Source organism: Rhodoferax antarcticus ANT.BR (assembly GCF_001938565.1).
Classification (GTDB): Bacteria; Pseudomonadota; Gammaproteobacteria; order Burkholderiales; family Burkholderiaceae_C; genus Rhodoferax; species Rhodoferax antarcticus.
In genome coordinates this window covers 73695-87198 of the sequence record NZ_MSYM01000001.1, presented here as the reverse complement: position 1 = coordinate 87198, position 13504 = coordinate 73695, and the positions used below count along the sequence as shown (strand labels likewise).

The window sequence follows — 13504 nt, the reverse complement described above, 5'->3', positions numbered from 1 at the left end:
ACTATCCGGAGATCACCATGGCTTTTGTATCCCTTCGTCAAATGCTCGACCACGCCGCTGAAAACGGTTACGGCGTGCCCGCGTTCAACGTCAACAATCTGGAGCAAATCCAGGCCATCATGGAAGCCGCTGCCGCCACCGACAGCCCGGTGATCCTGCAGGCCAGCGCGGGTGCCCGCAAATACGCCGGTGAAGCCTACCTGCGCCACATGGTGCTGGCGGCAGTGGAAACCTACCCAGACATTCCGGTGGTGATGCACCAGGACCACGGCACCACCGCTGCAGTGTGCCAGCAGTCCATCCGCTCAGGCTTCACCAGCGTGATGATGGACGGCTCCCTGATGGGCGACGGCAAAACCCCGTCCAGTTACGAATACAACGTCGACATCACCCGGCGCGTGTGCGAGATGTCCCACTACGTGGGCGTGTCGGTGGAAGGTGAGTTGGGTTGCCTGGGCAGCCTGGAAACCGGTGAAGCTGGCGAAGAAGACGGCGTTGGCGCCGAGGGCAAACTCAGCCATGACCAGATGCTGACCGACCCGGTGCAGGCCAAAGACTTTGTGGAAAAAACCGGTGTGGACGCGCTAGCCATTGCCATTGGCACCAGCCACGGCGCCTACAAATTCACCCGCAAACCCACAGGCGACATTCTGGCGATTGACCGCATTGCACAAATCCACGCCCAGATCCCCAACACCCACCTGGTGATGCACGGCTCCAGCAGCGTGCCGCAAGAGTGGCTGGCGATCATCCGCCGATACGGTGGAGATCTGAAAGAAACCTACGGCGTGCCAGTGGAAGAAATCCAGCGCGGCATCCAGAGCGGTGTGCGCAAGGTCAACATCGACACCGACATCCGCCTGGCCATGACCGGCGCCATGCGCGAAAGCTTTGCCAAATTCCCCAGCGAGTTCGACCCGCGCAAGAGCCTGATCGCCGCCCGCAAAGCGGCCATGGGCATCTGCAAACTGCGTTTTGAAGCCTTTGGCTGTGCCGGCATGGGCAGCAAGATCAAGCCGATTCACCTAGATGTGATGGCTGGCCGCTACGCTTGAGCGGTTTTGTTGGCATTCAAAAAAAGGGCCTGCGGGCCCTTTTTTTATGAGAGAAATCGACCTCTATCCCTTGTCGGATAAGCGTCAGAAGCTATCATTTTTGGTCTTCAGGTTGTACTGAAACCTTTTGGTAACTGCGCTTGCTGGGTCGAGCTAGCGCCAGGCAGGGGCTGGGGTTGGCGTTCTTCGGCTTGCTCGCGGGATACGGAATCGAATGGACCTGTTGCCATGGTTGGCTACCAGCCGTGGCGCGCTGCCTGTTTCGCCACGCGAATCCCGCCTGCGCTCACCAACCTTCGCACCCGCCTTCAACACATCTCGACGCGCTGTTTTCTGCTCTGAATTTGGTCCCGCCAGCAGGAATCGAACCTGCATCTAGCACTTAGGAGGCACTCGTTCTATCCGTTGAACTATGGCGAGGGACGGGAGATTGTAAAGGGCGCTTTTGGGGCACCCCGTGGGTGCCAGCTCAGTCGTAGCGCTTGGTCCAGATCAGGTCGACGGCGCTTTGTTCGCCGGTCTGGGCGCGCAGGGTCAGAAATCTGCTCAGGTCATAAAAGATATAGAACACGCCCATGGCACCGCCCAGGCTGCTTTCGTACGCTACGTAGAAGTCCTTTGACAAGCGCTTGCCCAGGGTGATGGAGGCGTAACTGGTGGTGTTGGTGGCGTCGCCACCTTCCCCGGCGCTAAAACTCAGCTCGTCCAGCCCGAAGGCTTTGGTCAAGTCGTCTGACAGGCTCTTGCCATTGCCACTCAGCAGGGCCAGCGCGGCCTGTTGCATCAGCGCCGCTTCAGCACCACCGGCACTGCTGGAGCGGCCCAGCACCAGCCAGGTGAGGGTTTCCACGTCTGACAAACCGGGGTCGGAATACAGAGAAACGACCGGTGACAAGGCGGTGCCGCTCAGCTGCACGCCCACCCGCTGGGTGAGTTTGGGGCGAATGGCCAAAATGGCCAGCGCCGGGTTGTCGATCGGGCCATAAAAACGGATCAGTCCGCGCTGAATTTGCAGGCGCTGGCCATAGGCTTCGTAGGTGCCATTGACTGCGCGGATGGAGCCAACCAGCTCGGGTGCGGCGTTGCCCTCGGCGGTCAGCACCAGTTTGCCGGCCAGGCGCGCCTGCAACCCGCGCCCGCGCAGCTGAAAGTCTGGCCCTAAGTCCAGGTTGACCGAGACATCGGGGGTGATGCGGGTGCCCTGGCTGGCGGGCGCCTGGTTCGCTTGCGGGCTTGCTTTTGTGGCGCCGGTCGGGCCGGTGGTCACTTTGCGCACCCGAACGTCGTCGTCCAGGCTCGGGGTGCTGTCGTCGGGCAGGGTGATCAGCGCCTGGTCAGCGATCAGGCTGCCGCGTAGGGTCAGGCGCGCGTCTTTCAGCTCAGCTTCTAGCTGACCAGAGGCCACCAGACGCCGGTCCGGGCGGGCACTGAGGCGCAGGGCGCTGAGCTGTACTTTCAGCGCCATCTGAAAACGCTGGTCGATGCTGCTCTGGCCTGCTTCGGGCAGCCAGAACACCGAGCCGGTCATGCTCAGTTGCCCGCCCGCTGCGGGGTCTTGCGGCGTGCCTGCGCCGCGCAGGGTAAAGGTTTGGATGTCGATCTGCTGATCGTGCAGTCGCGCGTCCAAAGTGCCCTGGCTGAAATCGATGCCGTCCACCACCGAGCGCACGGCCAGGTCGCGCGCACGCACGTTGCCCTCCCACTGCGGCTTGGCGCGGGTGCCGGCGACGTCAATGTGGGTGTCCACCTTGCCGCGCAGCCGCCAGCCAGGCGGTGCCAGCGCCGACCAGGCGTCTACTGGCGGCAGCTCCAGTTGCAAGCTGGCCCCCACCGGTGCATTGGCAGGCCAGGTCAGGCCACCGCTGTGGGTGGTGAGTTGTGTGCCGAAGGCTACCAGCGCTTTGCCAGCGCGCTGGCTGTCCCAACGCAGGGTGCCCGTGAGCTGCTCCCCGTCCAGATTGACCTGCAGTCGGGCCTCCTGCAGCCCAGCGGCCAGCGCGGTAGAGCGCCCGGCCTCCGCCTGGATGCGAACATCGCCCGCGCTGCGCTCCAGCGTGGCGACCAGGTGCAGGGTGTCGCTGTAAGCGGCATCCCAGTTGCCCGACAGCATTGCGTCGCTGCTGATTCCCAACCCAGACAGGGGTTGCTCAAGAAAGGCGTCCAGCCATGTCAGCGGCACACGATCAATGCGCCCCTGGCTGCGCCACTGCGCTGGGCGCTGGGTGGTAGCCTGCCCAGAGGCTGTGGACTGCGACCAGCGTATGGGTTGCCAGCTGATATCCGCCGCGCTGGAACTGGGACCCTGAAGTTGCGCCGAGCCGGCCGAGACGCTGAGCGTGTTGGCGTTGGTACCGGGCTGCCAGCGCAGACTCAGCGGCTGCGCCGAGGCGCTGGTGCTGGTCGCCGCGCCAGGTGGCATGCCGGGCCCGCCCAAGCGCAGCTGCCACGGTGTGGGTGCATTCGGGCTACGCAAGGACAGCTCTGCCTGGGTCAGGCTGGCCTGCCAGCTGCCATCTTTTACGCGGCCTGCTGTGGCCTGGGTTTGCCACTGGGCCTTTTGCACCCCCAAGGTGACTTGCCCCTTGCTGCTCAATTGCAATTTGCTCAGTTGCCCGGAAACCTCCAGCCGCGCATCTTCCAGTTTGATCGTTTTAGCGGGTGCGGCGGCCACAGGTGTGGCGGGCAACCACTCAAGCTGCGGTGCGCTCAGGCTGGCATTCAGAGTTAGGGCCTGCGCGCCTTGCTGCCAGCCGCCTTGCCAGCTTGCCGAGAGTTCCGCACTGCCTTGAATTTGTGCGCCAGCCAGTTGCGCTTTCACCTTTGGCCAGAGGCTTAGCCAGCGGCTCGCCTTTGCCGCATCCTGTACTTGAACAGACAGCGTGCCCAGCCCGTCTGCCGGCGCTAGCAGGCCATTGGCGTCTGCTTGCAAACCGGGAAGGGCCAGGCTCAGCTTGCCTTGGGTGGCGAAGTTGGCAGTGTTGATCTTGAGCTGGCCTTGCAACTGGGCTTGTTCAGTGGTCAGCTGCAGGGCGTTGATGTCCAACTGCGGCGCAGACCAATGGCCCTGTGCCTTCAGGTTCTGCAGATGCAGGCCTGCCAGCGGCGCAGTGACGACACGGGCGGCTTTGCCTTTGCTTGCGCTGCTGGACTTCAATTCCAGGTCAAAGCTGAATTGATCCGCTTCTGAGGCGCTGATCGGGCTGGTGGCGCTGGCGGTGTTGCCACTGTCAGCGGTGAGTGGGCTGTTGTCCGCCGGTGTTGGGCTGGCTGATGTCTGACGCACGCTAACGCTGCCGCTAATCGCATCGGGGGCCAGACGTGAGTCGATAGCGGCAGGGTTAATGCCCTTGACCTGCGCTGTGCTGCGCCAAAGCGGGGGCGCCTCAGCGGTTGGTGTGCCAGTAGTAGCAGTGGTAGTTGTACCGGTGGTGGGCGCCTCAGCGCCTGGCTCGGCACCCAACTCATCCTGCGCCTGAACGCTGCCACCCGCTGCCAGCGCTTGCAGCGATTGAAGCAGCCAGTGGCCGCTGGCATAGGTCAGCTCGGCCTTCACCTGCTGCACCGGCAGGCGCTGCTCGTTCCACGGGCCGCTCAGCGTGTTGTCCAGCGCGATGCTGGCCTGCCAGTTATCACCTTGCGGGCTGACGCTGGCCTGCCCGGTGAGCCCGGTCTCAGGCGCCTGCGGCCAAATACTGGCCAGATTCAACGCCTGCCATTGCGCCTGCGCGCCGGTGATTTTCTGCGCTTGCCAAGGGGCGATCCGCGCCGACAAGCTGGCCTGCATGGCGCTCTGGCTGCCGTCAGTGGGCGGCGGCTTAATGTCTGCTTGCAGCATCAGCTCAGCCTGCGGCCCGGCCAGCGCGCCGCGCAGCTGGGCTTGCGCGTCAAGGCGAAGCGGCTCCTTGCTGGCGGGCACTGGGGCATTGATGCCACCGGTCACTTGCAGTTCAAGCGCCATCTCAGCGCTGGCCTGCAGCTGGCCTGAAAACTTGTAAATATTTGATGAAAATAGGCTTTGGCCCTTATCCAGCTTGTGCAAGTAGCTATCAAAAACATAATGAAAGCTGAGTTGTTCAAGCTGCTGACTAGTGGCACCAGCCCACTCCAGCGCGTCGACGCGCACGTCGGCGTCCACCCGAAACGGCAGGCCCAGATCGGTTGGCGGTGTGCTGATGGCAGCGGGGCTGGGTGCCCGCTGGTCGCGAATGATCAGGCGCTTGATGTGCACCTGGCTCAGCCGCAACTCGCGTTGCAACAGCGCGGCGGGTGCCCAGGCCAGGGTCACGTCTTGCGCCTGCACACTCAGGTCACCCTGCTGCCAGCGCAGCCAGCCGATGTGCCCACCTGCGCGCAGCGAGCCACTGACCTCGCGCGCCTCCAGCGTCTGGCCCGCTGGCAAGTTGTTTGCGGCCAGGCGCAGTGCAGAGTTCAGAGAGGAGTCGCTGCCGCTCCACAGCCAGGCCCCGCCCAGCAAGGCCCCAAGCGCAAGCAAGCTAAGTGCCAGCGCGGCCAGGGTATTGCGCAGCCAGGGCCTCAAAATACAAACCCCACGTTCAGGTGCAGCCGCAATTTTTTCAGCGCCACGCCGTAAGCCAGGTCGATTTGAAGCGGGCCAACCGGGGTTTTCCAGCGCACGCCCGCGCCCACGCCGACCTTGGCATTCAGGTCTGTGGCCTTGTCGGCTACTGAGCCGGCATCAATGAACAGGGCGCCCTCCCAATCGGTCAGCTTCCCTTTGACGGTGATGGGCCTTTGCCACTCCACGCTGCCGATGGCCAGGTAGCGCCCGGCCACGACTTGGCCGTCAGACTGGGTGATGCCAATGGTGCGCAGACCGTAGCCCCGCACGCTGTTGGAGCCACCGGCCAGAAACAGTTGGGTTGGCGGCAGGTTGATGCCATCCTGCGCCACCACAGCGCCCACTTGCGCGCGAAAGGCAAGCCGCCCGGCGCGCAGGTCAGGTGAGTTGCTGTCGGCTCGTTTGCCCAGTGGTAAGTAGCTTTGCCAGCGGGTCAGCACCCGGCTGAAGGGCTCGTGCTCGCGGCCCAATGTGGTGCCACCGCCCACTTCAAGGCCCAGTGCCCAGCCGCTGCTCGCAAAGGGCAGGGTATCAAAATTGCGCAGGGTGAAGGCGTAATTCACGCTGACCGATTCGGCCACCCCAACAGGCGCGGTGTCTGTTGCGGGCGTGTCGGCGCGGTCGTATTCGAGGTAATAGCTGCGGTCGATACGATCGCCTGCTTTGCTGGCGCCGGCGAGCCAGCGTTGGCTGCCCATGTCAAAGCTGCCGTTGCGCTCGTTTTGCAGCCGCAATGAGGTGTTCCAACGCCAGCCGTCTTCATTGGGTGGTGCGGTCAGCTCGGTGCTGAGGGTCTGGGTTTCACGGTCAACTGAGATCTGGTTGAGCGCACGCCAGCCCAGGCCCGGCACCTGCTGGTGCAGATGTTCAGCGCTGAAGCGCACGCCGCTGTCGCTGCTGGCGCCCAAACCCAGCGTGATTTTTTGCAGCCGCGCCTCGCGCACCGTCACCATCACCGGCGCGGCTTGGGGGTCGCCAGTGGTGTCGATCTGCATGAACGCCGAGTTGAAAAACCCGCTTGAAGACAGGCGCTGCTGCGCGGCCACCAATTCCTTGAGGTCGAAGTCGCTGCCGGGTTGCAGGCGTGCCAGGCGGCGCACCAACTCTGCGTCATAGCGCTTCAGGCCAGTGGTCACCAACGCGCCCAGTTGGTAGGCCGGACCTGACTCCAGCGTCACTTCAAGGCGGGCGCTTTGGGCGACGGGGTCAACATCGGCGCTGGTGGCGCTGAGCGTGCCAGTGGGGTAACGCTTGCTGGTGAGTTGACTCAAGGCTTTTTGCTTGGCGGCGCTCCAGCCGGCCTGGGTGAAGCGGTTTCCTGCGGGCAGCAGCCAGCTGGCTTCGATCAGGTCGCGCTGGTTGGCGGCCTCGGGCTCGGTGGCGATGGGGCCGGCAAAACCCACCTGCACTTGGCTGACCTGCACCGGCTCACCCGCCACCACGCTGATGTTGACCACCCGATCCGCCAGTGTGGAACCGGTGCTATCGCGGCTGATCTGGATCAGCGGTGAGAAATAGCCCAGGGTGGCAACCAGCTTCTTCACATCAAGCCGGGCGGTGTCGATCAGGCGGTTGAGCTCGTCGTCGTTCAGGTCCGTCAAGCTGCGGTAGCGCAGCAGATCGAGGTGGCGCTCCAGCAGTGGCTTGATGTCATCGGGCGCAGTGATGTTGAGGGCGAAAGCGGGCGCCGCGACATCGGCCGCAATGCTGGGGGGCGGGTTGGTGTTGGTATCAGCTTGAAACGGTTCCACATCGCCGGGCGCGGTCACGCTGTCTTGGCTGATCTCAGCCGGGTCCTCATCCGCATCCGCCTGCGCCACGCTTTGCGCCAGCCCGAACAGCGGTAGCAGCAGGCACCCCGTCGCCAGCCAGAGTGCCTTCATTTGCTGAGCAGCCGCATGGCGTCTTCCAGGCCTTTGAGCGTCATAGGAAACATGCGCTGGCTCATGATTTGCTGCACGATGCTGATGCTCTGGCGGTATTGCCACACGCCTTGCGGCTCAGGGTTGATCCAGGCGAACTGCGGGTAGGCGTGTGTCAGGCGCGCCAGCCACTCGGCGCCGGCTTCTTCGTTGCTGTATTCCACGCTGCCACCGGGTTGCAAAATTTCATAGGGGCTCATGGTGGCGTCGCCGATGAAGATCAGCTTGTAGTCCTTGTTGTACTTGCGCACGATGTCCCAGGTGGGGAACTTCTCGGCAAAGCGGCGGCGGTTGTTCTTCCAGACAAAGTCGTACACACAGTTGTGGAAGTAATAAAACTCCAAGTGCTTGAACTCGGTCTTGGCCGCTGAAAACAGCTCTTCCACCCGCGCGATGTGATCGTCCATGGTGCCGCCCACGTCCATCAGCAGCAGCACTTTGACGTTGTTGTGGCGCTCGGGGCGCATTTTGATGTCGAGCCAGCCAGCGTTGGCGGCGGTGGAGCGGATGGTGTTATCGAGGTCCAGCTCTTCAACATGGCCTTCACGCGCGAATTTGCGCAGGCGGCGCAGCGCCACCTTGATGTTGCGCGTGCCGAGTTCTTGCGTGTCGTCATAGTCGCGGTAGGCGCGCTGCTCCCACACCTTGACCGCGCTCTTGTTTTTCCCAGCACCGCCAATGCGGATGCCCTGCGGGTTGAAGCCACCGTGGCCAAACGGCGATGTGCCGCCGGTGCCTATCCACTTGTTGCCGCCTTCGTGACGCTCTTTTTGCTCGTCCAGACGCTTTTTGAGCGTCTCCATCAACTCGTCCCAGCCCACTTTTTTTATTGCCGCTTTTTGCTCGGGGGTCAGATCAAGTTCGAGGGTTTTTTTCAGCCAGTCCAGCGCAATCTTTTGGGTGAAGTCGCTGACCATCTCCACGCCCTTGAAATAGGCGGCAAAGGCGCGGTCAAACTTGTCGTAGTGCTTTTCGTCTTTCACCAGGGTGGCGCGGGCGAGAAAGTAGAAGTCGTCAATGGCATAGCCACTGGCGGCTGACTCGTTGTCAGATACAGGCGTTTTGGGGCCGACCACGCCGAGCTTGAGCGCTTGCAGCAGCATCAAAAACTCCTTGACCGAAACCGGCAACTTGGCCGCGCGCAGGGTGTAGAAAAAATCAATCAGCATGGTCAGGTGCTCAGCAAATTTACAGCCAGTTTTCGACCTTGAGGCCGGGCACGCGGGAGAACTCACGCACGTTGTCGGTCACCAGCACCAGTTTGTGGTGTAGCGCTTCGGCGGCGATCCAGGTGTCGTTGGGGCCGATGGGCGTGCCGCCTTGTTCCAACAAAGAACGAAGTCGGGCGTACTCGACCGCTACCTGCCGGTTCACTGTCAGCATCTGGCAGGAGGCATAAATTTGATCCAGCGCCAACCGGCGGTATGGCGCCTGGTCACCCTTTTGGAATCCAGTCTCCAGTTCGCCCAAAACCACGGGGGACATAAATGCCTGGCCGTGGTTGAGTGCGGCAAACCTGATGATCAGGGCCTGGGTTGTGCGGCGTTGCAGATGACTCCAAATGTTGGTGTTGATCAGGTAGTTTGGAGGCAAAGGCGACACTGTTTTCACCACGCTTGGACAGGTTCCACTGGGCCTTCATCACCCAAGTCGAAGGGGGCATCCGCAATGATGGGCAGATTGTCCAGGAACTCCTTCATCGTTTCCGGCGCTTCGCGCAGCACGATTTCATTGCCCCGGCGCTCGATGGTGACGCGCTTGGACCTGAGCTGAAACGCCTTGGGCAAGCGCACCGCCTGGCTGTTGCCAGACATAAAAACGGCGGCGGTGGTGGTCATGAGGTGGCTCCTGAAGTCACGATATACGCAGTGTATACGGCAACGTTGATCTGGCAATAATGGTGTTGCGATGCCCGGCACGCGCGTGGGGCCGAGTCGCCGATGTGCGACGGTTAACGCTCAGACTCCATGCCGCTTCGCCGCGGATGCAGGCAGCCCGAACAGCCGATCAAAAGCCCAGGTGAAAGCAATCGCGTAGACGAAGAAAAACGCCAGCAGTCCCAGATTTGCCACAAATGCTTTCAGGGGCGATATCTCCAACCAAAGCGACATCACCGGGATCAATAACACCGTCAGGCCGCCTTCAAAGCCGATGCCATGCGCCAGACGCCTGGCAAATGACCGCCCTTTGACGGATTGGCGCGACTCCCAGCGCTCAAAGAAGGTGTTGAAAACATAGTTCCAGGTCAGCGCAATGGTGGACAGAACGACGGCAAGCGCCAGGGTTGAACTCGGTGGCTTGTCGAAGGCAAAACTCAGCACAGGGCCGACGAAGGCAATGGCGAAGGCTTCATACAAGAGGGCTTGGAGTACACGTCGGGTTCTGGGACTCATGAAATGCTGTGGTTGGAATTGGGGAACTGGTTGCGGATGGTGTTTAGGTGGCACTTGATCGAGATGCGCCGTGTTTTATGAAGCAACGCGCCGCTGACCCAAGCAAAGCCTAAAGGGTGAGTTGCCGAATCGATGCCGAGATCGACAGAAGCCGAGGCCCGTCCATGCGCCCGATGATGTTGCGCACGACCGACCCAATGACTTGCAGGGCGCCGACCATACCCAGGCTGGCGGACTGCTCGATAAGAAAGCCCGGTTTTGCCAGTTTGAGTGGCCTGATAAAACAGTAGTCCATACCGGCATCATTCAGTTCGGCCACCAATTTGGCCAAGGCTTCACGGTGCTCGGTGGGGTCATCAGCCTCCTCTAGGGCGGTGAGTACAGCGAGCGTCTTCGTGCGCAGAGCCTCAGAGTGGTAGAAACGCAAGTGCGGCAGTGCCTTAGCGCTTCCCTTAGCTTGAACCTTTGATGGGACAGCGGCGGCCGGTTTTGTCGCAGACTTTGCGGCCGACTTTGCTACGGCCTTTGCCGCTGGCTTAGGAGGGCGTTTCGAAGGTGTGGTCATAAGTGCACTATAGCCTTAGCCCAACAGCCGCTTGGGTGAGTGTGGTCAGCCAATTTGGCGGACTGATTTTCACGATCGGTGATGGTGTCCCACCCTGTGGGCGGGGTTTAGCTCAGCAGCGGGTACCAGTTTTTGTAGACATCGCTGTGCATCTTTGTGAAAGCGCTTGCTTGGCAGAAAAAATGCGTTCATTTCCGTCATAGGGCTCGCAGAAGTTACCTTGCAAGAAGCCCGCCTTCACGCCTGAACACTTGCAACGCAGTTGCGGCCATTGGCCTTGGCGGCATACACGCCGTCATCGGCGGTTTTGAGCAATCGCTCAACGTTCTCGAACGCGGGCAGACTGGCTGCCACGCCAACGCTGATACTGGCGTGCCAGAAACCATCTCCCGCGGGTACCTGCAACTCAGCGACTTCACGGCGCACCTTTTCGGCGGTTTGTAGCGCGCCTTGAAGCGGCGTGTCCGTGCAGATGATCAGAAACTCATCGCCGCCCAGGCGGCACACCACGTCATCGTTACGGACTGCCTGGGTCAAGCAGCGTGCCAACTGGCGTAGCACCTCATCGCCAGCATCATGACCGTAGGTGTCGTTGACTTTTTTGAACCCATCAGCGTCGATCATCATGCACGCCATGGTATCGCCGGATGTCTTGGCCAACTGCCACTCGGTCTCCAAAACCTGCATGGCATGGCGTCGGTTGGGCAGACCGGTCAACACATCGGTCATCGCGATGGTCTCGAGTCGCTGGTTCATTTGCAACAGGGCCTGCGTGCGCTCGGCAACGCGGGCCTCCAGGGTCTGATTCATCTCAAGCAGGGCGCGATTGCGGTCGGAGATCTGCTCGACTAAATGACTCATGGCTTGCAGCAAAATGGCAGTTGCGGGATCCTTGTTTTGTTGGGACGATTCGTAAGCTTCGTCAGCAGATATGCCTTCTGCACGGGCTTTCATGAGCCGGGCCATCATCTGGTCGGTGCCCAGGATGTGGTAAGCCAGCCAGTTGGTCAGGTAACTTAGTAACGCTGTTGCTGACCTGCGATCACTGACGAGTAGTTCTCCCCGCATCTGGACTACGTCCTGCAAAAATTGGGCGTGCTCCCGGGTGTGGTGCGCCAGGTGGCGGGCATCCATGTCAGATTGCACCATCAGCGCTTCTTCTTCGCTGAAATGGTATTGGGTGTAACGTGCAAGTTCCTGAAAAAGTCGCTCGATTTCTTCGGGGTTTGCGCCCTGGGCTTGCATCAGCGACTGACCAAATTGGTTGATGATGTCAACCAGATAGTGATGCTGTTCATCAACCGCAGGCAAACCCGTCACATACCAGTGATCCCAACGAAATGCTTCCATAGCGGCCTCTTTCTTATGTCTTGTTGACAGCACAAACACAGCATTGTTGCATCATCGCTTACGTGTTTTGTCCGATCAGGGACGCAGTTTGTGCTCAGGCCATGTTCGAGCCTTCTTCGACCCATAGCGTTCGTTCGACCAACCGAACAGACATCGCCATAGCAGATGGTTTTCGGGAAAGTCCAGACTTGGTCATGGCGTATCTTTGTTCAAAATTTGGATACCGCTGCGACATGGCTAATGAGACCACATAATCCTCGACCGACGCCCATTCCAATTAGCAACTGAAATCGGAAAACCGCCTAGCAATGGCGCTATTTTTAAGCGTCTGCGTGCTGAAATTCATACAAATGACTACCTATGAGAGAGCAAGAACCAAACGATCCGTCAGATCCTGAAGCACAGAGCCATGTCGATCACCATGAAGCAGCACCCCAGGTTGCAGTCTCGAAGGGAGACTCGCAGCGCCAGCCACTGCTTGTCCAGCAAGGCCTGGACACCTGGGAACTGTTGATCGCCAAGGCCACGCGGTTGTTGAGTGAAACCAACATCGACGGATCGTGGGTTGCGAGTTTCACCGAATTAACGCGCGATGTGCGGGAGCTTGCCCGGCGCAACGTTGATTTGGCGCTTTACGTCCTCATTCAATCCAATGGGAGCGGTGTTGGCCACTACAGCGCCCAACATTCAATGATCTGCTTAGTGATGGCGGAGTTGGCGGCCGACTGGATGGACTGGCCGGCAGAAGAAAAGCAGGCGTTGGCATTGGCCGCGCTAAGCATGAACGTCAGCATAACGACCTTGCAGGATTCGTTGGCCAAACAAAGTTTCTCCTTGTCAGATCGGCAACGTGAATTGATAAATGTCCATTCAGCGGCAAGCGTTGACTTGCTGACCAAGGCAGGCGTCGCGGAGCCTGTCTGGCTCTATGTTGTGCAACACCATCATCTGGTCTTGGACCCGGAGGATGGCGGTGACGCGAAAACTGGGCCACGTCTGGCCGAACTGCTGCGCCGGGTGGACATCTACACGGCCAAACTCAGTCGGCGAGTATCCCGTGAGTCGGTTACACCCGCAATGGCTGCCCGAGATGCGTGTCTTGGTGCGAGTGGGCATCCTGACGGCATTGGCGCGACGCTATTGAAAGTCGTTGGACTGTATCCGCCTGGTACTTTCGTGGAGCTTGCAAATGGCGAAACCGCCGTGGTGATAAAACGGGGCGAGAAGGCGCACACACCCATCGTGGCCAGCCTGCGTCGTGAAGACGGAGGGCTGCTAACACAACCTGAGCGAAGGGATACTTTACGCGCGGGGCTGACTGTGAGAAAGGGCGTCGAACCTAGTCGGGTACGCGTTTCGTTTGATCACCGGCGCGTACTCGCTTGCGTCGCAGCAAGCAGTGTCCGACCATGACGGCAGGTCTTCTTGGGCGAGTGCGCAAAACTGAGAGAAATTCGCTTGAAAAGGGGTGTGCATTCCCTGATGTGGCGATCTGAATTCCCAAGGTTTGCGCCTACTGGTACAAACGTCATTTAAAGCGGGACTGTGACCCATCTCGGGTTCGAACAAAAAATGATCAAGCAAAGCCACGCGATGGGATCGCATCCAAGCATCACTAAACGTGACTACGCTAAAAAACC

The 13504-nt window shown here is 60.5% G+C and carries 10 protein-coding genes and 1 tRNA gene; 2 read left to right on the top strand and 9 right to left on the bottom strand.

What is annotated here, in order from left to right:
• Positions 1-17 precede the first annotated feature (17 nt).
• The gene (fba, locus tag BLL52_RS00415) at positions 18-1055 is read left to right on the top strand and encodes a class II fructose-bisphosphate aldolase (protein WP_075584774.1); all 1038 of its coding nucleotides are present in this window, start codon (positions 18-20) and stop codon (positions 1053-1055) included.
• Between the two features lie 345 nt (positions 1056-1400).
• Here fba and BLL52_RS00410 read toward each other — a convergent pair.
• The 9 genes from BLL52_RS00410 to BLL52_RS00370 form a co-directional block, all read right to left on the bottom strand.
• Positions 1401-1475, bottom strand: a tRNA-Arg gene (locus BLL52_RS00410).
• Between the two features lie 49 nt (positions 1476-1524).
• Complete coding sequence (locus BLL52_RS00405; RefSeq protein ID WP_075584773.1) at positions 1525-5592, bottom strand: translocation/assembly module TamB domain-containing protein; 4068 nt, start codon at positions 5590-5592, stop codon at positions 1525-1527.
• Entirely contained in the window at positions 5589-7517 is a 1929-nt protein-coding gene (locus tag BLL52_RS00400) for an autotransporter assembly complex protein TamA (protein WP_075584772.1), read from the bottom strand. The genes BLL52_RS00405 and BLL52_RS00400 overlap by 4 nt, the downstream gene beginning before the upstream one ends.
• Positions 7514-8725 (bottom strand): vWA domain-containing protein, encoded by a 1212-nt coding sequence (locus tag BLL52_RS00395; protein ID WP_075584771.1) that lies wholly within the window; start codon positions 8723-8725, stop codon positions 7514-7516. The genes BLL52_RS00400 and BLL52_RS00395 overlap by 4 nt, the downstream gene beginning before the upstream one ends.
• 19 nt (positions 8726-8744) lie before the next feature.
• A complete protein-coding gene (locus BLL52_RS00390) occupies positions 8745-9149 on the bottom strand; it encodes a PIN domain-containing protein (RefSeq protein WP_075584934.1) in 405 nt (134 codons plus the stop codon).
• A gap of 14 nt (positions 9150-9163) precedes the next feature.
• Positions 9164-9394, bottom strand: a complete 231-nt coding sequence (locus BLL52_RS00385; RefSeq protein ID WP_075584770.1) for an antitoxin — start codon at positions 9392-9394, stop codon at positions 9164-9166.
• A gap of 120 nt (positions 9395-9514) precedes the next feature.
• Positions 9515-9949, bottom strand: coding sequence for a PACE efflux transporter (locus tag BLL52_RS00380; RefSeq protein ID WP_075584769.1), 435 nt, complete (start codon positions 9947-9949; stop codon positions 9515-9517).
• A 109-nt stretch (positions 9950-10058) separates the two neighbouring features.
• A complete protein-coding gene (locus tag BLL52_RS00375; RefSeq protein WP_139313241.1) occupies positions 10059-10376 on the bottom strand; it encodes a hypothetical protein in 318 nt (105 codons plus the stop codon).
• A 375-nt stretch (positions 10377-10751) separates the two neighbouring features.
• Positions 10752-11864 carry a GGDEF domain-containing protein gene (locus BLL52_RS00370; protein ID WP_075584767.1) on the bottom strand — a complete coding sequence of 371 codons (1113 nt, stop codon included), beginning with the start codon at positions 11862-11864 and terminating at the stop codon, positions 10752-10754.
• Positions 11865-12224: 360 nt separating this feature from the next.
• Between BLL52_RS00370 and BLL52_RS00365 the strand changes: the two genes are divergently transcribed.
• Positions 12225-13277 carry an HD-GYP domain-containing protein gene (locus BLL52_RS00365; RefSeq protein ID WP_075584766.1) on the top strand — a complete coding sequence of 351 codons (1053 nt, stop codon included), beginning with the start codon at positions 12225-12227 and terminating at the stop codon, positions 13275-13277.
• The last annotated feature ends 227 nt before the right edge of the window (positions 13278-13504 follow it).